The 22,759-nt window shown below is 73.3% G+C and carries 18 protein-coding genes and 1 riboswitch; of the genes, 11 read left to right on the forward strand and 7 right to left on the reverse strand.

Annotated elements, in window-relative coordinates; translation table 11 throughout:
• Window positions 1-32 precede the first annotated feature (32 nt).
• Window positions 33-1,391, forward strand: a complete 1,359-nt coding sequence (locus tag ACFXOZ_RS23485; RefSeq protein WP_380528719.1) for an NAD(P)/FAD-dependent oxidoreductase — start codon at window positions 33-35, stop codon at window positions 1,389-1,391.
• A gap of 111 nt (window positions 1,392-1,502) precedes the next feature.
• Here ACFXOZ_RS23485 and ACFXOZ_RS23490 read toward each other — a convergent pair whose 3' ends face one another.
• Together ACFXOZ_RS23490 and ACFXOZ_RS23495 are read right to left on the reverse strand one after the other, a co-directional pair.
• Window positions 1,503-2,705 carry a GDSL-type esterase/lipase family protein gene (locus ACFXOZ_RS23490; protein ID WP_380592459.1) on the reverse strand — a complete coding sequence of 401 codons (1,203 nt, stop codon included), beginning with the start codon at window positions 2,703-2,705 and terminating at the stop codon, window positions 1,503-1,505.
• 158 nt (window positions 2,706-2,863) lie between these two features.
• A complete protein-coding gene (locus tag ACFXOZ_RS23495) occupies window positions 2,864-4,195 on the reverse strand; it encodes an aminotransferase class I/II-fold pyridoxal phosphate-dependent enzyme (protein ID WP_375893610.1) in 1,332 nt (443 codons plus the stop codon).
• Between the two features lie 34 nt (window positions 4,196-4,229).
• Between ACFXOZ_RS23495 and ACFXOZ_RS23500 the strand changes: the two genes are divergently transcribed.
• From ACFXOZ_RS23500 to ACFXOZ_RS23525, 6 genes are all read left to right on the forward strand, one after another.
• The gene (locus ACFXOZ_RS23500) at window positions 4,230-4,904 is read left to right on the forward strand and encodes a pyridoxamine 5'-phosphate oxidase family protein (protein ID WP_380592461.1); all 675 of its coding nucleotides are present in this window, start codon (window positions 4,230-4,232) and stop codon (window positions 4,902-4,904) included.
• A gap of 13 nt (window positions 4,905-4,917) precedes the next feature.
• Window positions 4,918-5,601 (forward strand): FMN-binding negative transcriptional regulator, encoded by a 684-nt coding sequence (locus ACFXOZ_RS23505; protein ID WP_380528716.1) that lies wholly within the window; start codon window positions 4,918-4,920, stop codon window positions 5,599-5,601.
• 113 nt (window positions 5,602-5,714) lie between these two features.
• Entirely contained in the window at window positions 5,715-7,127 is a 1,413-nt protein-coding gene (locus ACFXOZ_RS23510) for a sugar porter family MFS transporter (protein WP_380528714.1), read from the forward strand.
• Window positions 7,128-7,216: 89 nt separating this feature from the next.
• On the forward strand, window positions 7,217-7,918 hold the full coding sequence (locus ACFXOZ_RS23515) for a dienelactone hydrolase family protein (RefSeq protein ID WP_380592463.1): 702 nt from the start codon (window positions 7,217-7,219) through the stop codon (window positions 7,916-7,918).
• 106 nt (window positions 7,919-8,024) lie between these two features.
• Window positions 8,025-9,299, forward strand: coding sequence for an MFS transporter (locus tag ACFXOZ_RS23520; RefSeq protein ID WP_375893601.1), 1,275 nt, complete (start codon window positions 8,025-8,027; stop codon window positions 9,297-9,299).
• A gap of 99 nt (window positions 9,300-9,398) precedes the next feature.
• Entirely contained in the window at window positions 9,399-9,935 is a 537-nt protein-coding gene (locus tag ACFXOZ_RS23525; RefSeq protein ID WP_380528711.1) for an HAD domain-containing protein, read from the forward strand.
• Here the strand turns inward: ACFXOZ_RS23525 and ACFXOZ_RS23530 are convergent.
• On the reverse strand, window positions 9,913-10,701 hold the full coding sequence (locus ACFXOZ_RS23530) for a CPBP family intramembrane glutamic endopeptidase (RefSeq protein ID WP_375893597.1): 789 nt from the start codon (window positions 10,699-10,701) through the stop codon (window positions 9,913-9,915). The genes ACFXOZ_RS23525 and ACFXOZ_RS23530 overlap by 23 nt on opposite strands.
• 76 nt (window positions 10,702-10,777) lie before the next feature.
• Window positions 10,778-12,283, reverse strand: coding sequence for a glutamate--cysteine ligase (locus ACFXOZ_RS23535; protein ID WP_380528710.1), 1,506 nt, complete (start codon window positions 12,281-12,283; stop codon window positions 10,778-10,780).
• Window positions 12,284-12,659: 376 nt separating this feature from the next.
• Here ACFXOZ_RS23535 and ACFXOZ_RS23540 point away from each other — a divergent pair, with 376 nt between their 5' ends.
• Window positions 12,660-13,232, forward strand: a complete 573-nt coding sequence (locus ACFXOZ_RS23540; protein WP_380592465.1) for a hypothetical protein — start codon at window positions 12,660-12,662, stop codon at window positions 13,230-13,232.
• A 407-nt stretch (window positions 13,233-13,639) separates the two neighbouring features.
• Window positions 13,640-13,831, forward strand: a complete 192-nt coding sequence (locus tag ACFXOZ_RS23545) for a DUF5999 family protein (RefSeq protein WP_360242315.1) — start codon at window positions 13,640-13,642, stop codon at window positions 13,829-13,831.
• A 144-nt stretch (window positions 13,832-13,975) separates the two neighbouring features.
• On the opposite strand, the gene gcvP is transcribed toward ACFXOZ_RS23545, so the two are convergent.
• Window positions 13,976-16,876, reverse strand: coding sequence for an aminomethyl-transferring glycine dehydrogenase (gene gcvP, locus ACFXOZ_RS23550; RefSeq protein ID WP_380402120.1), 2,901 nt, complete (start codon window positions 16,874-16,876; stop codon window positions 13,976-13,978).
• A gap of 236 nt (window positions 16,877-17,112) precedes the next feature.
• A riboswitch (glycine riboswitch) is annotated at window positions 17,113-17,216 on the reverse strand.
• Window positions 17,217-17,439: 223 nt separating this feature from the next.
• Between gcvP and ACFXOZ_RS23555 the strand changes: the two genes are divergently transcribed.
• Entirely contained in the window at window positions 17,440-18,561 is a 1,122-nt protein-coding gene (locus ACFXOZ_RS23555) for a PRC and DUF2382 domain-containing protein (RefSeq protein ID WP_380592467.1), read from the forward strand.
• Window positions 18,562-18,732: 171 nt separating this feature from the next.
• Entirely contained in the window at window positions 18,733-20,223 is a 1,491-nt protein-coding gene (locus ACFXOZ_RS23560) for an MFS transporter (RefSeq protein WP_380402126.1), read from the forward strand.
• Between the two features lie 192 nt (window positions 20,224-20,415).
• Here ACFXOZ_RS23560 and ACFXOZ_RS23565 read toward each other — a convergent pair whose 3' ends face one another.
• On the reverse strand, window positions 20,416-21,807 hold the full coding sequence (locus tag ACFXOZ_RS23565) for a DNA polymerase IV (protein ID WP_380402129.1): 1,392 nt from the start codon (window positions 21,805-21,807) through the stop codon (window positions 20,416-20,418).
• An 87-nt stretch (window positions 21,808-21,894) separates the two neighbouring features.
• Window positions 21,895-22,617, reverse strand: coding sequence for a vancomycin high temperature exclusion protein (locus ACFXOZ_RS23570; protein WP_375893585.1), 723 nt, complete (start codon window positions 22,615-22,617; stop codon window positions 21,895-21,897).
• Between the last annotated feature and the right edge of the window lie 142 nt (window positions 22,618-22,759).

A 22,759-nucleotide genomic window follows, 5' to 3' on the forward strand; every position in this document is an offset into this window, starting at 1 on the left:
CCGGTACGACCTGTACGGCAAAGGGATGAGCGATGGAACGACCTCGGATCCTGATCGTCGGCGGCGGCTTCGCAGGCCTGGAGTGCGCCCGCCGCCTCGAACGCAAGCTCTCGCCGTCGGAGGCCGAGATCACGCTGGTCACGCCGTTCAGCTACCAGCTCTACCTCCCCCTCCTGCCCCACGTCGCGGCCGGCGTCCTCACCCCCCAGTCCGTGGCGGTCTCCCTGCGCCGGAGCCTGCGCCGCACCCACATCGTCCCCGGCGGCGCCATCGGCGTGGACCCGGCCTCCCGGGTGTGCGTGGTCCGCAAGATCACCGACGAGGTGGTCGCGCAGAAGTACGACGTCCTGGTGCTCGCCCCCGGCAGCGTCACCCGCACCTTCGACATCCCCGGCCTGACCGACTACGCCCGCGGCATGAAGACGCTCGCCGAGGCGGCCTACGTCCGCGACCACGTGATCGCCCAACTCGACCTCGCCTCGGCCACCCTGGACCAGCACGAGCGCGAGTCCCGGCTGCAGTTCGTGGTCGTCGGCGGCGGCTACGCGGGCACCGAGACGGCCGCCTGCCTCCAGCGCCTCACCACCGCCGCCGCCCGCCGCTACCCGCGCCTGGACGCCCAGCAGATCAAGTGGCACCTGATCGACATCGCCCCCAAGCTGATGCCCGAACTGGGCGACGCCCTCGGCACGGCGGCCCTGGAGGTGCTGCGCGGCCGCGGCATCGAGGTGTCGCTCGGCGTGTCGGTGGCCGAGGTCGGCGCCGAGACGGTCAAGTTCACCGACGGCCGGGTGATCCCCTGCCGCACCCTGATCTGGACGGCCGGGGTGGCCGCGAGCCCGCTGATCGCCACCCTGGACGCGGAGACGGTCCGCGGCCGGCTCGCGGTGACGGCGGAGATGCGGGTGCCGCAGTTCGAGGGCGTGTTCGCGCTCGGCGACGCGGCCGCCGTCCCCGACCTGGCCAAGGGCGACGGCGCGGTCTGCCCGCCGACCGCCCAGCACTCGGCCCGCCAGGGCCGCGCGGTGGCCGACAACGTGATCGCCTCGCTGCGCAGCCAGCCGCTGGAGCCGTACTACCACAAGGACCTCGGCCTGGTGGTCGACCTCGGCGGCAAGGACGCGGTCTCCAAGCCGGTGGGCGTCGAACTACGCGGTGTTCCGGCCCAGTTGGTGGCCCGCGGCTACCACCTGATGGCGATGCGCACCAACGCGGCGAAGTTCCGGGTGGGGGCGAACTGGCTGCTCAACGCGACCGCCGGGGACGACTTCGTCCGCACCGGCTTCCTGGCCCGCCAGCCCGCCCGGCTGCAGGACTTCGAGTACACCGACGCCTATCTGACGAAGGATCAGGTCCGCGCCCACGCCCAGTCCCTGCTCGCCAAGGGCTGAACCCGAAAGCCGACCCGAAAGCCGAGCCGAGCGCCGAGCCGAAGGCGAGCCGAGCGCCGCACCGCCGCCCCCGCCCGCACACTCCGGGCGAGGGGCGGCGGCACGTCCGCCTCACTCCGCCGTCAGGTACATCCCGCTCGCGTCCCGCCCGGCCGTGTTGTTGCACGCGTAGTTGCCGGTCGGCCGGGTCCACAGCTGCCCCAGACACGCGCCCAGCGCCTGCTGCCCGTAGTAGTTCGGGTGCATCGACTCCTGGACCGCGCCCTGGCTGGTGTTGAGACCGCCGTCCAGGAAGCGCGCCCACTCGCTGGTGGTCGCGGACGGGCCGGAGCCCGCGCTCGGCTGCTGCGCGGAGGTGGAGCACACCTCACGGCCCTGGAGCATGTTGGAGAGGTCCAGGAACTGCGCCCCCTTGGCGGCCGCGACCCCCGCCAGCGCCTTGGAGATCTGCGGCACCATCGAGTCGCGCGCCCAGTCGGCGTCGCCGTCCCAGAACGGGCAGCCGCCGGTGTCCGACCGGCTCCAGCCGCTCTCCGGGTAGCGCATCTCGGCGCTGCGCGGGATCGGCGAGGGGTACGACTGGAGCACCAGCCGGTAGTCGGAGCGCGCGTAGCCCGCGTTGGTCATGACGGCCCGGATCTCGTCGATCGCCTTGCTCACCCCGGCCATCGCGGTGGGCATCTTGGAGTCGATCTGGGACTGCGCCGAGCTGTGGCAGTAGGAGTACCAGACCAGGTAGTCCTGCACGCAGTTGGAGATGATCCCGGAGAAGCCGAGGTCGTTGCCGCCGATCGACAGCGTGATCAGCTTGACGTTGTTCTGGGCCGCCACGGTGGCGAGTTGGTCGGCCTGCGGGGCCTCGCCCTTGAGGGACTGCCCGCCGTTGGAGGCGCGGAAGACGTTGCCGGTGACGGCGCCCGAGCAGGCCAGGTTGACCTGCTTCTGGGCGACGCCCTGGGCGCCGAGCACCTCGGCGACGTCGGAGCGGTCGCACCCGCTGGCCGCCGTCGCGCCGTAGACCAGCGAGGGGTCGTACGAACTGCCGTTCCAGGCCCGGTCGGTCCCGGTCCGGTTACCGCTGGAGTCGGCCGAGTTGCCCTTCCAGCGGCCGGCCTCGCCGGAGATGTAGCTGTCGCCGAGCGTGACGCTCGCGGTCGGTCCGCCCGGCGCGGCGGCCGGCGCGGCCGGGGCCGCCGAGGCGGGCGCGGCGAGGGCCAGCCCCGCCAGGGTCAGCGGCAGGGCTGCGGCTGCGGTGAGCAGCCGACGGCCGAGTCCAGGGGTGCTGCTGGTGCTGCTCGAACTGTTTTCGGGCACGGCGGAACTCCTGCGGCTCGGTCTCCCCGCGCGATGGGGACGGGAAGACGCGTACGTGAGGGAAGGCCGCCGGCGCCGGTGGCGCACGAAAGATGGCATGGCCGCGCCGGTTACCGCTAGGTACGTGCAGCAGGTTTCCCGCTTTGTTACCGACGGGTTCAGACCAGCCGGGTGTCGGCACCGCCCGTTCCCAGAACCGCCGCCAGATCGTTGGCCAGGTCCCTTGCGCCCGCCCGGTCGAGTCCCGCGACGGTGAACCGCAGCCCGGGCGGCGACTGGATCCGGTACCGCGCCCCGGGCGCCGCGACCCAGCCGCGCTGCACCAGGGCCGCCAGCGCCGAGGTCTCGTCCGGCACCGGCACCCAGACGTTCAGCCCGCTCGCCCCGTGCGCCTCGATGCCGCGCGCCGCCAGCTCCGCCAGCAGCGCGTCCCGCCGCTCCCGGTAGGCGGCGGCCACGCTCGCGGCGGGCGCCGCGTCGGCGCGCCACAGCTCGGCGACGGTGCGCTGCAGCAGGTGGCTGACCCAGCCCGCGCCGAGCCGCAGCCGCCCGGCGACCCGCCCGACCGTCTCCTCGTCGCCGACCATCACCGACACCCGCAGGTCCGGCCCGTACGCCTTGGCCGCCGAGCGCACCACCGCCCAGTGCCGCGGCCCCGCGCCGACCAGCGGCCGGTACGGCTGGTCGACCATGCCGTGCCCGTGGTCGTCCTCGATCAGCAGCACCCCGGGGTGCTCGGCCAGCACGGCCCGCAGCGCCGCGGCCCGCGCCTCGCCGAGCGCCGCACCGGTCGGGTTCTGCGCCCGGCTGGTCACCACCACCGCGCGGGCCCCGTCGGCGAGTGCCGCGGCCAGCGCCTCCGGCAGCGGCCCCTCGTCGTCCAGCCGTACGGGCAGGGGGCGCAGCCCCATCGCGGGCAGCAGGTCGAGCAGGCTGCCCCAGCCCGGGTCCTCGACCGCCACCGCGTCGCCGGGGCGCAGCCAGGCGCCGAGCGTGCGCTCGATGGTGTCCAGCGCGCCGGAGGCGACGGCGATCGGGCCGCCGGGCAGTCCGTCGGCCTCGAAGGAGCTGCGGGCGAGTTCGAGCAGCCCGGGGTCGATCCGCGACTGCCCGTACAGCACGGGTCCGGTCCGGGCGACCGCGGCCGCGAGGGCGGGGGCGAGGTCGGGCAGCAGCGCCGGGTCGGGGTTGCCGGTGGAGAGGTCGCGGGCGCGTTCGGGCACCGGGACGCGGATCTGGTCGCGGGGGGTGAGCGCGGGCCGGGGCAGGATCCGGCTGCCCTTGCGGCCGGCCGTCTCGATCACGCCCCGGTCGCGCAGCAGCCGGTAGGCGGCGGCCACCGTGTTGGGGTTGACGCCGAGTTCGACGGCGAGGTCGCGCAGCGGGGGGAGCGGGGTTCCGGGCGCGAGCTGTCCGCTGCTCACGCCCTGTTCGATGTGGGCCGCGATTTCGCTGGCGCGTCGCCCTTTCAGCGGATAGTCTCCTAGCACAAACCAGATTATGCACTAGTACATAGGGGTTGTCATGTCGACCACGCCGACGAACACCGAGGGCACCGACTACGCCCGGACCCCACGCACCACCCCCACCCGCTACAAGGACCGCGCCACCTGGGAACGCGAGGCGATCCACGCCATCCTCGACGATGCCTACCTCTGCCACCTCGGTTTCGTCGTCGACGGCGCCCCGGTCGTCCTGCCCACGGTCTTCGCCCGGGTCGGCAGCCGGCTCTACGTCCACGGCTCCACCGGCAGCCGCCCGCTGCGCGGCGCCGCCGACGACCAGGGCCTCCAGGTGTGCCTCACGGTCACCCACGTCGACGCCCTGGTGCTGACCAAGTCCGCGTTCAACCACTCGGTGAACTTCCGCTCGGTGGTCGCCCACGGCACCGCGTACCAGGTCACCGACCCCGAGGAGCTGGACGTCGCGCTGGCCGCCATCGTCGACCAGGTCGTCCCCGGCCGCTCCGGCGAGATCCGCCCGGCCAACCCCAAGGAGCTCGCCGCCACCGCCGTGCTCCGGCTGGAGCTGGACGAGGTCTCGGCGAAGACCCGCTCGGACGGCGCCGCCGACGACCCGGCCGACGCCGACCTGCCGTACTGGTCCGGCACCGTCCCGGTCAGCACCGCCTACGGCGCCCCCGAGGCGCACGACCCGAACGTCCCGCTGCCCGCGCACATGCGCCGCTACCCCCGCTGAGGAAGGCCGTCCGATGCTGATCAGGTCCTGGGACCGAGGTGACGAGGAGGAGTGGCGCGCCTGGCTGGCCGAGGGCCGCGACTTCGGCCTGCTCGCCGCCAACGGCGGCCCCGACGAGGGCCCGGTGCTCGTCCCCACCCACTTCCTGCTGGACGAGGAGGGCGGCGAGATCCTGCTCCACCTCGCCACGCCCAACCCGCTGCTGACCGCCGTCCGCGCCGACCCGAACGTCACCCTGGCGGTCACCGACGGCTACGCCTTCGCGCCCGGCCACTGGCGCGGCGAGCCCGGCACGCCCACCAGCTACTACGCCTCGGTGCACTTCCACTGCACCGCCGAGGTGGTGGAGTCCGCCGAGGGCAAGGCGGAGATCCTCAACCGCCAGCTGGCGCACTTCCAGCCGGAGACCCCTGAGGTCCGGGTGGTCCCCGGCCGGACGGAGTTCGGCCGGCTGCTGCCCGGCCTGCGCGGGCTCCGACTGACGGTCCGCGAGGTGCGCGCCAAGTTCAAGTACGACGACAAGAAGCCGGCCGCCGAACAGCACGCGATCGCCGGGCGGCTCGCCGAGCGCGCGGACGCCCCGGCGCTCCGCCGGGACCAGGACGCCGCCGCCCGCACCCAACTGCTGCGGCGCCACCGCCGACGTCAGGAGCGGCTCCAGGAGCGGCGCACGGCCACCGCGCGCGCCGCCGACTGACCCCGTTTCACCCGATCGGTCCCCAACTCGGGCGGGTCGGCCGCCGCGCTGCTCGAATGTGAGACGAGTCCTGCCCAGCCGTCGGGGCGGGCCCGTCCACCCGGGGAGCGCGCGTGTCCACAGTCCATCACCAGCGGGCCTCCGGCGAGGCCCACCTCGGGCACGTGATCTTCATCTCGGCGGCCGCCGCGATGGGCGGCTTCCTGTTCGGCTACGACAGCGCCGTGATCAACGGCGCCGTGACGGGCATCCAGAAGCACTTCGCGGTGGGCCACGGCACCACCGCCTTCGTGGTGGCCATCGCGCTGCTCGGCTCGGCCGCCGGCGCGGTGGTCGCCGGCCGGCTGGCCGACCACTTCGGCCGGGTGCGCACCATGCTGCTGGCCGCCGTGCTGTTCGCGGCCAGCGGCATCGGCTCGATGTTCCCGCCGAACATCGAGGCCCTCGCGAGCTGGCGCGTGGTCGGCGGCGTCGCGATCGGCATCGCCTCGGTGATCGCGCCGACCTACATCGCCGAGGTCGCGCCGACCGCCTACCGCGGCCGGCTCGCCTCCTTCCAGCAGATGGCGATCGTGCTCGGCATCACCGTCTCGCAGCTCGCCAACTACGCGCTCAACCAGGCCGCCGGCGGCGAGTCCACCGGCCACCTCGGCGGCATCCAGGCCTGGCAGTGGATGCTCGGCGTCGAGACCATCCCGGCCCTGGTGTACGGGCTGATGGCGCTCTCCATCCCGGAGTCGCCGCGCTTCCTGATCGCCGACCACCGCGAGGAGCAGGCCCGCAAGGTGCTGGTCGAGGTCGAGGGCGAGGACGTCGACCTGGACGCCCGGGTCGCCGAGATCCGCGCGGTGCTGGAATCCGCCCACAAGCCCCGGCTCAAGGACCTGCTCGGCGGCCGCTTCGGCCTGCTGCCGATCGTCTGGATCGGCATCGGCGCCTCGGTGTTCCAGCAGTTCGTCGGCATCAACGTGATCTTCTACTACTCCTCCCTGCTCTGGCAGTCGGTCGGCATCAACGAGTCCAACTCGCTGCTGATCAGCCTCTCCACCTCCATCGTCAACGTGATCGGCACGGTGATCGCGATGGCCCTGGTGGACCGGATCGGCCGCAAGCCGCTGGCCCTGGCCGGCTCGATCGGCATGGCGGCCGCGCTGGGCACCGCCGCCTGGGCGTTCTCCTACCGGCACGGCACCGGCGACACCGCGACCCTGGACAACACCCACGCCACCGTCGCCCTGGTCGCCGCCCACGTGTTCGTGCTCTGCTTCGCCTTCTCCTGGGGCGTGGTGGTCTGGGTGCTGCTCGGCGAGATGTTCCCCAACCGGATCCGGGCGCTGGCCCTGTCGGTCGCGGCCTCGGCCCAGTGGATCGCCAACTGGGCGATCACGGTCAGCTTCCCGGACCTCGCCGACTGGAACCTCTCCGCGACGTACGTCATCTACGCGGCCTTCGCGCTGCTCTCCATCCCGTTCGTGGCCTTCTGCATCAAGGAGACCAAGGGCCGCGCCCTGGAGGAGATGGGCTGACCGGCCCCGCCCTCCCGCTCCCCGCCGCAGACGGCCCGACCCACCGAACGGCCCAGCCCCCGAACGGCCCGACCCACCGAGAGGAAGCCATGCCCGACCACGGCGGCCCCCGGCAGAACGTCAGCTTCCCGAGCAACGGCCGCACCGCGCACGGGTACCTGGCCCGCCCTCCGCAGGGCGTCGGACCGGGCCTGGTGGTGGTCCAGGAGTGGTGGGGGCTCACCTCGCACGTCGCGGACATGGCCCACCGCTTCGCCGCCGAGGGCTTCACCGTGCTGGCCCCCGACCTCTTCGGCGGCACCACCACCCACGACGGCGCCGAGGCGGCCCGGCTCAAGCGCGAACTCCCGGTCGAGCGGGCCGTCGAGGACCTCTCCGGCGCCGTCGGCCACCTGCTCGCGCTGGACGGCGTGGTCGGCGACGCGGTCGGCGCGGTCGGCTTCTGCATGGGCGGCGGCTTCGCCCTGATGCTGGCGGCCCGGGCCGGCGACGCCGTGGCCGCCGCGGTCCCCTTCTACGGCCTCCCGGCGGACCCCGACTTCGACTACCGCGGCCTGACCGCCCACGTCCTCGGCCACTTCGGCGAACTCGACGGCTCGATCCCGATGGCCGACGTGGACGAGGCAGCCACCCGGATCGGCGAGGCCACCGACGTCCGCCCCGAGATCCACTTCTACCCGGCCGGGCACGCCTTCATGAACGACGAGAACCCGCTGGGCACCTACGACGCCCTCCAGGCCCGGATCGCCTGGCGCCGTACCCTCACCTTCCTCTGGGGCCACCTGGGCTGACGCCCCGCCCCACCGCCCCGCCCCATCCGCCGCCGGCGCCCGCCCCCACCGGTTCGGGCGCGAAATCCGGATGACACCGGTACGAACTCCGACCATAGTCACCCGGGTGCCGACCCCACTCCCCCGCCGCCCCACCTGGGCGAGCCGCAACTTCCGCATCCAGACCGCCGCCACCGTGATCAGCGGCCTCGGCAACGCCGGCGCCCCCATCGCCACCGCCTTCGCCGTCCTCGGCAACGGCGGCGGCGCCACCGAGGTGGGCTACGTCACCGCCGCGCGGCTGCTGCCGACCGTGCTGTTCCTGCTGGTCGGCGGCACCCTCGCCGACCGGCTCCCGCGCCACCACGTGATGGTCGCCGCCAACCTGTTCAGCGGCGCCTCCCAGGCCGTGCTGGCCGCCCTGGTGCTGGCCGGGAACGTCCAGCTGTGGCAGCTGCTGGTGCTCTCCGCCGCCGGCGGCGCCGGCTACGCCCTCTACTCCCCCGCGGCCGGCGGCATGATCATGCAGGCCGTCCCCCAGGAGCACGCCGCCCGCGCCTTCGCGGTCTTCCGGATGGGCCTGAACGCCTCCCAGATCGGCGGCGCCGCCCTCGGCGGGGCGCTCACCGCCGCCGTCGGCCCCGGCTGGGTGCTGGCCCTGGACGCCCTCTGCTTCCTGGTCGCCGCCTCCCTGCGCTTCTTCCTGGAGCCCGAGTCCGCGCCCGCCCCCTCCGGCGGCGGCATGCTGCGCGACCTGCGCGAGGGCTGGCGGGAGTTCGCCTCCCGCCGCTGGCTGTGGGTGATCGTGCTGCAGTTCGCCGTCGTGGTGGCCTGCATCAACACCGTCGAGGCGGTGTACGGGCCGACGGTGGCCGACGAACGCCTGGGCGGCGCGGGCGCCTGGGGCCTGGCGATGTCCGCGTACGGCGTCGGCCTGGTCGTCACCGGCCTGCTGATGGCCCGTTGGCGCCCCCGCCGGATCCTGCTGGTCGGCAACTGGGGCGTGTTCCTGTTCGGCGCCCCGGCCCTCGCCCTGGCCGCCGGCGCCCCGCTGCCGCTGCTGATCGCCGCGATGTTCCTGTCCGGGGTCGGCGTCACGGTCTTCGGCGTCAACTGGATGGTCGTGCTCCAGCAGGAGATTCCGGAGGAGATGTTCTCCCGGGTCTCCGCGTACGACGAGCTCGGCTCCTACTCGCTGGCCCCGGTCGGCACCGCGCTGGCCGGCCCGGCCGCGGCCGCGCTCGGCCTGTCCGGCGCGCTGTGGGCCTGCGCGGCGCTGTGCCTGCTGCTGAGCGCCGTCGTCCTGATCGACCCGCAGATCCGCCGGCTCTCCCGCCGCGACCCGCGGGGAAGCACCCCGGACGCACCGGTGCCCGCCGGCGAACCCGCGCCCGCGCCGTGAGCGCCCTGTGCGCCCCGCGTGCGCCCGTCGGAAAGCAACCATCGGGGCCGACGGTTCGTCCGACCGGGTAGGAAGATCCATCCACTTGGGGGCCCACCGGTGCCGAAGCCACTGCTGTTCCTGGACGTCGACGGGGTGCTGAACCCGGTCTGCCCGCCTCCGGACGCCGGGTTCGACACCCACACCCTGCTCGGCTACGCCGTCCTGCTCTCCGCCGAGCACGGCGCCTGGCTGCGCGAACTCGCCGGGACGTACGAGCTGGTCTGGGCCACCACCTGGGAGGAGCACGCCAACACCCACATCGCCCCGGCGATCGGCCTGGACCCGCTCCCCTTCGTCCGCTTCACCGGGTACGTCCAGCAACCCGGCGACCCGCACGTCCCGTTGATGCAGCTGTTCTCCGCCCGCAAGTGGGCACCGCTGCTGCGCTACGCCGAGGGCCGCCCGTTCGCCTGGGTGGACGACGTCATCCCGTCCCGGCTGGTCCGCCGCTCGCTGTGGCGCCGGGACCGCCTGCTGCTGCCGATCGACCCCGGCCGGGGCCTGGAGCGCCGGCACGTCGACCGGCTGCTCGCCCGCCCGCCGCGCAGCCAGTCCCTGTCGGGATCACCGGTCAGGGGGTCGGCAGCCAGCTGACGTGCCCGGCGAGCAGCGCGTACCCGACGAAGGCCACCGTGTCGATCAGCGCGTGCGCCGCCACCAGCGGCATCACCCGCCCCCAGCGCCGGTACAGCAGGCAGAACACCGCCCCCATCACCATGTTGCCGACCAGCCCGCCGACCCCCTGGTACAGGTGGTACGAGCCGCGCAGCACCGAGCTGGCCACCACCGCCGCCGGCCAGGACCATCCCCGCTGCCCCAGCCGGCGCAGCAGGTAGCCGAGGACGACGACCTCCTCCAGGATCGCGTTCTGCCAGGCCGACAGCACCAGCACCGGCACCCGCCACCACACGTCCGGCAGTCCGGAGGGCGCCACCGTCAGGTTGTACCCGGCCGCCTGCGAGGCCAGGTACAGCACCAGCCCGGAGCCGCCGATCGCCGCCGCGACGGCCGCGCCCCGGCCCAGGTCGCGCAGCTTCTCCCGCAGGTCGAAGCCCAGCACCCGCAGCGAGGCGCCCTCGCGCACCAGCAGGTAGCCGACCAGCACCACCGGCATCAGCCCGCGTCCGATGTAGTACAGCTGCCAGACCAGGTCCAGCCAGGGCCGCCCGGGCGCGCGCGAGCCGTTCAGGGTGGCGACCTGCTGCCCGAGCTGGAGCGGTTCGGTGAGCGAGCCCGCGAAGCTGATCAGCGCGCTGATCCCGCTGGCCCCGAGCGAGAGGCCGAGGACGACCAGCAGTTCCACGCCGAGCAGGCGTCGGTCGGGCCGCACGGTCTCCGGCACGGTCGGGCGGGTCGTCACGGGTGCTCCAGCGGACGGACGGTCGCTCCGGTCGTCGGCCGACGACCGGAGCGATCATCCTGACACAGCGGCGGGCTCAGCCCACCGGCCAGGTGTGCACCGGTTCGCCGCCGCGCATGTGCTCGGCGTAGCGCCTGGTCATCGCGGCGAGCGCGGCCGGGCGGTCCATGCCGTACTGCTCGCGCAACCGGTGGAAGGTGGCGCTCTGCCAGGCGGCGCCGTTGGTGCGGCGCAGGCAGCGCTGCTCGATGATCCCCAGGTAGCGGTCCCGGTCGGCGGGCTCCACTCCCCACTCGTCCAGCCCCTGGTAGGCCATCGGGAGGAGCTCGTTGAGCACCAGGTCGACCGCCGACACCGTCTGCAGCCCGCCGCCGCGGCCGGCCCGGCCGGGGCGCGGCCACTGGAACACCGCGTCGATGCCGTACCGGGCGCCCTGGCGGAAGTTCTCGTCCGCCCGCTCGAACGGCAGCCGGGTCCAGACCGGCCGGGGCTGCTCGGCGAGCACCCGCACCAGCCCGTAGTAGAAGGCGGCGTTGGCCAGCGTGTCGGCCACCGTCGGCCCGGCCGGCAGCGCCCGGTTCTCCACCCGCAGGTGCGCGACCCCGCCGGAGACGTCGTACACCGGGCGGTTCCAGCGGTAGATGGTGCCGTTGTGCAGCCGCATCTCGGCGAGCCTGGGCGCGCCGCCGGAGGCCAGCACCTTGAGCGGGTCCTCGTCGTCGCAGATCGGCAGGAGCGCCGGGAAGTAGCGCAGGTTCTCCTCGAACAGGTCGTACGCCGAGTCCACCCAGCGCTCGCCGAACCAGGTGATCGGGCGCACGCCCTGGGCCTTGAGCTCCGCCGAACGGGTGTCACAGGCCTGCTGGAAGAGCACCGGCCGGGTCTCCCGCCACAGCTCCCGTCCGAACAGGAAGGGGGAGTTGGCGCCGAGCGCCAGCTGCGGCCCGCAGATCGCCTGGGCGGCGTTCCACACCGAGGAGAACCGCTCCGGGGTCACCTGGAGGTGCAGTTGCAGCGAGGTCGCGGCGGCCTCGGCGACCATCGTGATGGACTCCAGCTGGAGGTGCTCCACGCCCTCGATGTCCAGCGCGATGTCCTCCCCCCGGGCGGCCAGGATCTGGTCGCTGAGCAGGCTGTAGCGCTGGTTGTGGCTCATCGCGTCCAGCCCGGTGTGGTCGTTCTCCAGGGTCGGCAGGATGCCCACCATGACGATCCGGGCGCCGGCCTCGGCCGCCTGCCGGTCGGCGTACCGCAGCCCGGTGTCGATCTCCTCGCGCAGTTCCTCGAAGACGTGCCCGCAGAGCCGGTGCGGCACGATGTTGACCTCGATGTTGAACTGGCCCAGTTCGGTCTGGAAGTCGCTGGACCCGATCGCGCTCAGCACCTGGGCGTTGCGCATGACCGGCAGGCCCTGTTCGTCGGCCAGGTTGAGCTCGATCTCCAGCCCCATCACGGCCCGCGGCCGGTCGAAGCGGTCCTCGCGCAGCATCCGCCCGAGCGCGTCGAGGCAGGCCTGGAGCTTGAGCCGGTACTGCTGCCGGTCCGCCAGATCCGCCCGTGTCGCCACGACCTTCTCGCCCACGGTCCCCTCCTCCTGAGACACCCGGCCGGTCGACCGTGCCAGCATCATGCCCACCTCGAAGATCGATACCCGAATGCTTGTACTGGCTTGCATTGCAAGGCATCTGACGGGAATTCAGGTCATCTGCAGACTTGCCCGCCGCCACCGCCTGTGATAAACAGATCACCCTGCGCATTTGTTCGATGAAGCCGCTGAGTTCGCACTGCGCTCCGGCCGGTCCGCTCCCGCCCCGAGTCCCTCATCGACGGCGGAGACCGCGCCGGCGCCGCGATCCTGCACAACCGGACAAGGCCGGCCCCCGTCACCGTGGACGCGCCGAGCCGCGCCGGTATGCCGCACTCGCACGCCGATCTCGCTTGGAGAGGCGGACCCCGCCATGACCCTGCAGACCCCCCAGCCCCCACCGAGTGCCCTGCGCGCGGTCCTGGGCGCGCTCGACTCGGAGACCGCGCTGCGCCAGCCCGCCGCCGCCGCGCTGCGTCACCCGACCGGTCCACTGCTCCCCGCGCACCCGCTCGCGGTGCACGTCCTGGACGGCCCGCGCCCCGAGCTGCCCGCCGCCCGGCGCACCGGCTGGCGGTTCCTGATCAAGGACGGCCCCGACGTGGCCGCCGCCGCCGAGGTGGTGCAGAGCCCCGAGGGCCACACCTTCTCCCACTTCACCGCCGGCCCGTACCTCTCCTCCACCGTCCGGGCACTGCGCGAGGCCTGGCAGCTCGCCCAGGGCTCCCGCTCCCGCCGCCAGCCCCGGCTGCTCACCTTCCCCGGCCAGTACGCCACCGCGCTCTGGCTGCACAGCCCCGACGCCGGCCCGTCCACCGACCTGCTGATCCCGCTGGCCCCGGCCCCGCTCGGCGTCACCGCGCACCGCGCCTACCCGGCCGCCGAGCTGCTCCCGCTGCTCGCCCGCGCCCCGCTGGCCGGATCCCTGCTGCTCGGCTCCCCCTGAGGACGCGCACCGCACCGGCCGTCGGGCACCGCGCCCGGCGGCCCTTCGCCGCGCCCGCCCCGCCCGCCGCCCTCACCCGAACGGCCACTACCCGGACGGGCCATCCGCCATGGCCCTCTCGGGCCATGCCCCGACTGGCCCACTGGTGCGCGATTTCTCCCCGGCCCCACCTGAACGGGTGATCTCTGCCCCGGAGTTGTGGCGCATGTCACGAAATTGCTGCGCGCGCGTCCGCAGATGCCGACACTGGGAACCAGCGTGGAAGGACCCCCTGTCCTACCCACTTGAGTGCTGGCCAAACCTGGCCGGCACGCGGACAGGATCCGACCACCACGGCGGCCCCGGACGGCTCGACCTCCGGGAACCGCACCACGGGGAGGATCGCAGAGCGAAGCGAGGGTACGCGTATGTGCCAGCACCGTCCTGAGTGCCCGACGGCCGAGTCCGAGGACCGCGAAGCGGCCGAGCCGGTGGCCTGCCACCCGGAGCAGGGCTGGAGCCTGCTCTGCAACGGCGTCCTCCTGTTCGAGGACACCGGAGAACTGCTGCCCGACGGCCGGGTGATCGCCCCGCGCCGCCCGGTCGCCCACGCAGCCTGAGCCCACGCCGCCCCGCCGCCCCACCGCCCGCGCCGCCACGGCCCGAGCCCACGCGGTAACCCGTCCGACACCCGGACAGCACACAAGGGCAGGGCCCCGGCAGAAACGTTCTGCCGGGGCCCTGCCTCGTTCCTGCGCGGTCGATCAGACGCCGTACTCGTCCAGCGGCGGGCAGGAGCAGACCAGGTTGCGGTCGCCGTACGCGCCGTCGATCCGGCTCACCGGCGGCCAGTACTTGTCCGCCGGGTTCACGCCCGCCGGGAAGACCGCCTCCTGCCGCGAGTAGCCGTGCGCCCAGTCGCCGGCCAGCACGGCGGCGGTGTGCGGGGCGTTGCGCAGCGGGTTGTCGTCGGCCGCCCACTCGCCCGAGCCGACCTTGTCGATCTCGCCGCGGATCTCGATCATCGCGTCGCAGAACCGGTCGATCTCGTGCAGGTCCTCGGACTCGGTCGGCTCGATCATCAGCGTGCCGGCCACCGGGAAGGACATCGTCGGCGCGTGGAAGCCGTAGTCGATCAGGCGCTTGGCGATGTCGTCCACCGTCACGCCCGTCTCCTTGGTCAGCGGGCGCAGGTCGATGATGCACTCGTGCGCGACCAGCCCGCCCGGGCCGGTGTAGAGCACCGGGAAGTGCGGCGCGAGGCGCTTGGCGATGTAGTTGGCGTTCAGCACGGCGACCTGGGTCGCGTGCTTGAGGCCCTCGCCGCCCATCAGCCGGACGTACGCCCAGGAGATCGGCAGGATCGCCGCCGAGCCCCACGGCGCGGCCGAGATCGGGCCGACGCCGGTGGCCGGGCCGGCCTCCTCCTGGAGCGGGTGGTTCGGCAGGTACGGCGCCAGGTGGGCGCGCACCGCGACCGGGCCGACGCCCGGGCCGCCGCCGCCGTGCGGGATGCAGAAGGTCTTGTGCAGGTTCAGGTGCGAGACGTCCGCGCCGAACTTGCCCGGCTTGGCCAGGCCGACCAGGGCGTTCAGGTTGGCGCCGTCGACGTACACCTGGCCGCCGGCCTCGTGCACCAGGGCGCAGATGTCGGTGATCTGGGTCTCGTACACGCCGTGGGTCGACGGGTAGGTGACCATCAGCACCGACAGGTTGTCGCGGTGCTGCTCGATCTTGGCCTTGAGGTCCTCGACGTCCACGTCGCCGTCGACCAGGGTCTTCACCACGACCACGCGCATGCCGGCCATCACCGCGGAGGCGGCGTTGGTGCCGTGCGCCGAGGACGGGATCAGGCAGACGTCGCGCTGGGCGTCACCGTTGGCGTGGTGGTAGGCGCGGACGGCCAGCAGGCCGGCCAGCTCGCCCTGGGAGCCGGCGTTCGGCTGGATCGAGACGGCGTCGTAGCCGGTGACCTCGACGAGCTGCTGCTCCAGCTGGCGGATCAGGGTCAGGTAGCCCGCGGCCTGGTCGACCGGCGCGAAGGGGTGCAGCTGGCCGAACTCCGGCCAGGTCACCGCCTCCATCTCGGTGGTGGCGTTGAGCTTCATGGTGCAGGAGCCCAGCGGGATCATGCCGCGGTCCAGCGCGTAGTCCCGGTCCGACAGGCGGCGCAGGTAGCGCAGCATGGCGGTCTCCGAGCGGTGGCTGTGGAAGACCGGGTGGGTCAGGTACTCGTCCTCGCGCAGCAGCGCGGCCGGCAGCGCGTCGGCGGCCTCGGCGACCTCGACCGCGGGGACGCCGAACGCGGCCCAGACGCCGGCCAGGTGCTCGCGGGTGGTGGTCTCGTCGGCGGAGACCGAGATCCGGTCCTCGCCGTCCTGGAACACGTTGATGCCGTTGGCGCGGGCGGCGGCGGCGATCTCGGCGGCGCGGCCCGGGACGACGGCGGTGACGGTGTCGAAGAACTCGCCGTGCAGCAGCTCGACGCCGCCGGCCCGCAGGCCCTCGGCGAGGGCGGCGGCGTAGCGGTGGGTGCGGCGGGCGATGTCGGCCAGGCCGTCCGGGCCGTGGTAGACGGCGTACATCGAGGCCATCACGGCGAGCAGCACCTGGGCGGTGCAGATGTTGCTGGTGGCCTTCTCGCGGCGGATGTGCTGCTCGCGGGTCTGCAGGGCCAGGCGGTAGGCGCGGTTGCCGTCGGCGTCGACGGAGACGCCGACCAGGCGGCCGGGCAGCGAGCGGGCGTACTCGGCGCGCACCGAGAGGTAGCCGGCGTGCGGGCCGCCGAAGCCCATCGGGACGCCGAAGCGCTGCGAAGTGCCGCAGGCGATGTCGGCGCCCAGCGCGCCCGGGGACTTGAGCAGGGTCAGCGCCAGGAGGTCGGCGGCGACGGCGACGATCGCGCCCAGGCCGTGCGCCTGCTCGATCACCGCGGTGAGGTCGCGGACCACGCCGGTGGCGCCCGGGTACTGCAGCAGCACGCCGAAGACGCCGCGCTCGGCGATCTCGGCCGGGATGCCCTCGGACAGGTCGGCGACGACGACCTCGACGCCGGTCGGCACGGCGCGGGTGTTGATCACCGCGACGGTCTGCGGCAGGGTCTCGGCGTCGACCAGGAAGACGCCGCCCTTGACCTTGGTGACGCGGCGGGCCAGCGCCATCGCCTCGGCGGCCGCGGTGCCCTCGTCCAGCAGCGAGGAGCCGGAGGTGGGCAGACCGGTCAGGTCGGAGACCAGGGTCTGGAAGTTGAGCAGGGCCTCCAGGCGGCCCTGCGAGATCTCCGGCTGGTACGGGGTGTACGCGGTGTACCAGGCCGGGTTCTCCATGACGTTGCGCAGGATCACCGGCGGGGTGAAGGTGCCGTAGTAGCCCAGGCCGATCATCGGCTGGAGCACCTGGTTGCGGCCGGCCAGCTCGCGCAGCTCGGCGAGGACCTGCGCCTCGCTGCGGCCGGCGGGCAGGTCCAGGGCGGTGATGGAGCGGATCGCCTCGGGAACGGCGGTGGCGGCGAGCTCGTCCAGCGAGCCGTAGCCGACGGAGGCCAGCATCTTCTCCTGCGCGGCGGCGTCGGGGCCGATGTGGCGGTTCTCGAAGGGGCTGGCCAGCTCAAGCTCGGTGAGGGTCGAGGCGCTGGTGGGGCGTCCCGCGTTCGGCTGGGCGTTCATGGTGGTCGAGGCCTCCTGGTCACGGACCGGCGGGGGTACGCACGCCGGCCGGTCGCGCCGCTGCGGACAGCGGACCGACCTGGGCGGGCGGACCCGAAAGGCCTCCCCCTCTGTCATCGGGACCTGAGAGCTTCGCCCGCACGCCGCGCGATGGCGCGCCGTCGGCTTGCACCGTCGGTGAGGGTGGTGATCGTCGGCTCCCGCGCCGGCGGTCCTGCCCTGCTTTCCAGAGTGACCTATCCCGCACGGTACGGATGCCTGAGAGATTCCGGGGAGGAGTTGCTCCTTCGGCGCCCCGACCAGCGGTTTTCACTGTCGGGGACTCTCCCGAGCGGGCTCGGCGGTCGCGGCCCAGGGTACCAGCGGGAGGGCTTCCGATCACGGGTGCGTCCGGTCACTCCGGGTCTACGCGCGTCCCCCGGACGGCCCAGCGCGAAGCCCGTCCGGCGCACCCCGGTCGCGCGCGTCCGATTGATGGCTTTTGGTGTGAAGTGGCGGACGGGACGGGTGCTCCGGCCGCCTCACCTGCGGGAGTTCCGCAGGCGCAGCGCTTGGAGGAAAGAGTGCAGACCGACATCGACCCCAGGGACCTCATCGGCCACAAGGCGGTCGACCGCAACGGGGACAAGATCGGCACGGTGGACGAGGTGTACCTGGACGACGCCACCGGGCATCCGGAGTGGGCGGCCGTCCGCACCGGCATCTTCGGCCGGGACGCCTTCGTCCCGCTCACCACGAGCGAGTTCTCCGGCGAGGAGCTCCGGGTGCCGTACGACAAGTCGCTGGTGAAGGACTCGCCGGACTTCGGCGTGGGCCAGCACCTGTCGCCGGCCCAGGAGCTCCAGCTCTACCGCTACTACGGCCTCGACACCCCCGCGGACGGCCGTCCGGCCACCACGGAGCCCGCCCGGGACGACCGGCCGGACCTCGACTTCGGCACCACCACGGCCGCCGCGGCCGCCAAGCCGATCGCCTTCCACTCCCCCGACCCCGACCCCGACCCGGCCACGACCGCGACCGCGACCGCGACGGGCACGACCACCATGACCAGCACCGGCACGACCCACACCAGCACCGACACCGCCACGGAGGCCCACGTGCGGACCCTCAGCACCCCCGCACCGATCGCCAACGGCACCGTCCTCGCGCCGGCCGCCGCCCACGTGGCCGAGCCGAAGCCGCAGCCCGCCGCGACCACCCCGGCCGCGAACGGCACCGCCGCCTCCTCGGCCCCCAGCGGCCCGGTCGAGATCACCTGCCGCGAGGAGCGGCTGGACATCACCACCGAGTGGCACGTGCTGGGCACCGCGAAGCTGCGCAAGTACGTGACCAGCGAGCAGGTCGAGCGCCGCGTCCCGGTGGTCCGCGAGCGGGTCCGGGTGGAGCGGATGCCGGTCGGCGAGGCCGAGCTGGCCTCGCTGACCGAGAAGGAGATCGACGAGGCGGTCGAGGAGGTGACCCTCCGTGAGGAGCGGCCGGTGGTCCGCAAGTACCTCGCCCCGATCGAGCGGGTCCGCCTGGTGGTGGAGCGCTACACGGAGGAGGAGGTGGTCCGGGACGAGCTCCGCCGCGAGCACGTCGAGGTCCACGACGACACGGCCGCCACCGCACCGGCCGAGGCGGGCGAGGCGCTCGTCCACGCGGCCGACGGCCCCCGGCCCGCCGCCCTGCGCCCGCTGGCCTGACCTCCCCGATCTCCGCCCGTTCCACGAGGGCCCCGGACTCCGGTCCGGGGCCCTCGTGTTGCGCCGTAGTTCCCCACTTTGCCAAACCTTAACCACTCGATATTTGACATCATGAACTATCCACCCGCACAGTTACTTGAGTTCATTCACTATGTACGGGAGGAAGCAACCGTGAGTGAGGCACCACAGCCCACCACTGCGGCCGAGAAGCAGAGCAACGCCCGGGTCCTGCCGGCCCTCATCCTGGCGATGCTGTCCTTCAGCGTGGTGCAGACCGCGGTCGTCCCGATCCTGCCGTCGCTGGCCAAGGAACTGGACGTCTCCGGGTCGAACATCACCTGGCTGATGACCGCCAACCTGCTGTCCGCGGCCGTGCTGACTCCCCTGCTGGGCCGCTTCGGCGACCTCCGGGGCCGCAAGCCCATGCTGCTGATCTCGCTGGCCGGCCTGATCGCCGGTTCGGCGCTGGCCGTCTGCACCCACTCCTTCACCTGGCTGATCGTCGCCCGCGTCCTCCAGGGCGCCGGCGGTGGCGTGATGCCGCTGGCGATCAGCATCGTCCGTGACGAGCTGCCCAAGCAGAAGGTGACCGGCGGCGTCGCCGCCATCAGCGCCTCGATGGGCGTCGGCTCCGGCCTCGGCCTGGTCGCGACCGGCCTGCTGCTGGAGCACTGGAACTACAAGTCGATCTTCTGGATGGGCCTGGCCTTCGGCCTGCTCGCCATCGCCCTGGTCGCCTTCCGGGTCCCGACCGACCCGGTGACCGACAAGGAGGGCGGCGCCGACCCGCTCGGCGCGCTCACCCTGGCCGGCTGGCTCTCCGCCCTGCTGGTCGCGGTCAGCCAGGGCAACCACTGGGGCTGGACCTCCACCAAGACCCTCGGCCTGTTCGCCGTCGCCGCGGTGGTCGCCCTGATCTGGGGCGTCATCGAGACCAAGGTCGCCCACCCGCTGGTGGACCTCAAGATGATGGGCCGCCCGGCCGTCGCCTTCACCAACCTGGCCGGCCTGCTGATCGGCTTCGGCATGTACGGCTCGTTCATGGTCATCAGCAACTTCGCCCAGACCCCGGAGAAGCTGGCCCACTACGGCTTCACCGCGACCGTGCTGCACGCCGGCGTGATGCTGCTGCCGTCCGCGATCGGCTCGATGGTCGCCGCCCCGATCGGCGCCCTGATGATCGCCCGCCGCGGCCCGCGCCTGCCGCTGGTCCTCGGTGGCGTCCTCGGCGCGATCGCGATGGCCTACCTGGCCCTGCGGCACAGCGCCGAGGGCGACATCTACACCGCTTCCGCGATCTTCGGCCTCGGTATCGGTCTCGCCTTCGCCGCGATGCCCGCCTTCATCAACGGCGCCGTCCCGGTCGAGCAGAGCGGCATCGCCAACGGCATGAACTCCGTGCTGCGCACCGTCGGTGGCGCGATCGGCACCGCCGTGATGACCGCCATCCTGACCGGCGACACCATGAAGCTCCCGATCAAGATCCCGGTGCTGCTGCCCACCCTGGACGCCTACAAGCACGCGTTCTGGGTCACGGCCGTCGTCTGCGTCATCGCCGGCGTCGTCCCCTTCCTGATCCGCACCACCAAGCCGGCCGTCACCGTCGCCGGCGGCGCGGCCCGGCAGGACTCCAGCCCCGAGCTGGCCAAGACCGACGCCTGACGAGGCGTCCGGCCCGCGCGTTCAGGGACAGGACGCGCGGGCCCGGGCCTCCGCCCGGTCGCGAGGGCATCGCGACCGTCCGGGGCCCGGCACGGTATGCGGCTCCACCCGGTACTTCCTACCGGGTGGGGCCGTTCCGCGTTCCCGGGCCGCTACCGCGCCCGCCCGCCTCGGGCACCGTCCCTCAGCCCCCTACGCCTCAGCCCCGTCCGCGTCCGGCTCCTCCGGCTGCCGCAGCGGCAGCGGCCGGGCCGGCTCCAGCGCCGGATCGTCCACCGCGAAGGTCCGCACCCGGCCCGGCCCGCTCCACGGCGTCTCGAACCGCACCGTCACCCGCCCCACTCCGCTGCCCTGGACCCACCCCGGCCCCAGCTCGGCGTGCCGGACGTCCTGTCCGGGCATCCAGCGCCGCACCACGACCTCCTCCGGCTCCTCCTCGGCCACCGCCGCCTCGGCCACCTCGGCGTGCTCCGCCGCCTCCTCCCGCAGCGCCTGCGCGAAGAGGTCCTCCTGGGTGTAGTCGGCCAGTTGGGCCACGCCCACCCCGAGCAGCCGCACCCCGCCGGTGATGTCCACCTGCTCGGCGAGGCGCCGGGCCGTCGCCGTGATCACCGCAGCGTCGTCGGTGGGCCCGCCCAGGGTCTCCGAGCGGGTCAGCGTCGAGAAGTCGAACCGCCGCACCTTGAGCACCACCGTTCGGCCCGAGCGCCCGGCCGAGCGCAGCCGCCGGACGCAGCGCCCGGCGAGCGCCTCCACCTCCCGCAGCACCCGGTCCCGGTCAGCCAGGTCCACCTCGTAGGTGTCCTCCACCGAGACGGACTTGGCATCCTGGTCGGCCACCACCGGCCGGTCGTCCAGCCCTGTCGACATGTGGAAGATCCCGGTGCCGTGCGCCCGCCCGAGCAGCTGGACCAGCTCCGCCTCCCCCGCCTCCGCGAGGTCCGCCACCGTGCTCAACCCGGCCCGGCGCAGCACCTGCTCGGTGGCCGGCCCGATCCCGGGCAGCGCCCGGACCGGCATCGGGCCGAGCACGGCCCGCTCCTGCCCCGGCTCGACCAGCACCAGCCCGTCCGGCTTGGCCTGCTCGGAGGCGATCTTCGCCATCAGCTTGGAGCCCGCCGCCCCCACCGAACCGGTCAGCCCGGTGAGACGCTGGATGTCCGCCCTGAGGTCCTCCGCCAGGGCCAGCACCAGCCGCTCCCCGGTCTCGTGGTCCGCCTCCGACAGCACCGGGCCGTACGGACCGGCCATCAGGTCGACGAAGGCCTCGTCCAGGCTCAACGGCTGCACCAGCGGCGACAGTTGGCGCAGCAGTCCCATCACGATCTCGCTGTTCTGCCGGTACGCCTCGAACCGCCCGGACAGGAAGGCCGCGTTGGGGCACAGCCGCCGCGCCTGGGCCATCGGCATCGCCGAGTGCACCCCGAACCGCCGCGCCTCGTACGAGGCCGTGGAGACCACCCCGCGCCCGCCGAGCCCGCCGACGACCACCGGCTTCCCGCGCAGGCTCGGCTTGGCCGCCTGCTCCACCGCCGCGAAGAAGGCGTCCATGTCGAGGTGGATGATGCTCGGCAGAGATCGCACCCGCCGATCATCGCGCACGGGTCCGACAGTGCGTACGAACCCGGCCGAGGTCCCGGCCGACGCCCGGCGCCCGCCCACGCCCCCCTGCTACTGCTTCGCGGCCTCCGCCAGCGCCTTCGGGATGCCGTCCTCCTTGGGCCCGAGGAACGCCGGGTCCGGCCGCAGCCAGACGTTCACCGCCGCCTTGCCCGCCCCGGCGACCTCCCGCAGCCCGCCGTACAGCCAGGTGGTGTCGTGCAGTTCCGGCACGCCGACCGCGTACGAGCGGATCCCCGCCGCCTCGCACAGCGCCAGCGCCCGACGGACGTGGAAGTCCTGGCTGACCAGCACCGCGCGGTCCACCCCGAAGATCCGGTGCGCCCTGGTGCAGGAGTTCCAGGTGTCGAAGCCCGCGTAGTCCCGCACCACCCGGTCCCCGGGGACGCCGTGCTCGGTCAGGTAGCGGTACATCGCGTCCGGCTCGTCGTACTCGATCCGCCCGTTGTCCCCGGTCACCAGGATGGCCTTGACCTTGCCCTCCCGGTACAGGTCCAGCGCCGCCACCAGCCGGTGCTCCAGGTACGGCGACGGCTTGCCCTGGTCCAGCCCGGCGCCGAAGACCACCGCCACCGGAGCCGAGGGCGCGCTCTCCACCGTGCCCACCCGGTCACCCGCCCCGACCCACAGCCAGGCGCTGGGCGCCAGCGCGAGCGAGCAGAGCAGCGTCGTCGCCTGGAAGACCCTGCGCTGCGTACGGCGCTCCCGCAGCCGCGCCCGCACCCCGCCGGCCCGACGCCGCAGCAACTCCGATATCCCGGTGCCGACCTTCACGTGCCCCTCCCTCGATCGTTTCACCAGGCAACACGACGGGGCCGTGGGGGGGGGGGCGGGGGCCCCGACCCGCACCCCCCCCCCCAACAAAAAAAAAAACAAAACACACCCCACCACACAAAAAAAAAAAAAAAACAGGAAA

Source organism: Kitasatospora sp. NPDC059160 (genome assembly GCF_042755465.1).
GTDB lineage: Bacteria > Actinomycetota > Actinomycetes > Streptomycetales > Streptomycetaceae > Kitasatospora.

Bases quoted from the DNA above. Each gene is read 5' to 3' on its own strand.
- ACFXOZ_RS23515 (WP_380592463.1), top strand. From the start codon at position 7,217: ATGCCCGACCACGGCGGCCCCCGGCAGAACGTCAGCTTCCCGAGCAAC.
- ACFXOZ_RS23485 (WP_380528719.1), top strand. From the start codon at position 33: ATGGAACGACCTCGGATCCTGATCGTCGGCGGCGGCTTCGCAGGCCTG.
- ACFXOZ_RS23540 (WP_380592465.1), top strand. From the start codon at position 12,660: ATGACCCTGCAGACCCCCCAGCCCCCACCGAGTGCCCTGCGCGCGGTC.
- ACFXOZ_RS23505 (WP_380528716.1), top strand. From the start codon at position 4,918: ATGCTGATCAGGTCCTGGGACCGAGGTGACGAGGAGGAGTGGCGCGCC.
- gcvP (WP_380402120.1), bottom strand. From the start codon at position 16,876: ATGAACGCCCAGCCGAACGCGGGACGCCCCACCAGCGCCTCGACCCTC.
- ACFXOZ_RS23545 (WP_360242315.1), top strand. From the start codon at position 13,640: ATGTGCCAGCACCGTCCTGAGTGCCCGACGGCCGAGTCCGAGGACCGC.
- ACFXOZ_RS23500 (WP_380592461.1), top strand. From the start codon at position 4,230: ATGTCGACCACGCCGACGAACACCGAGGGCACCGACTACGCCCGGACC.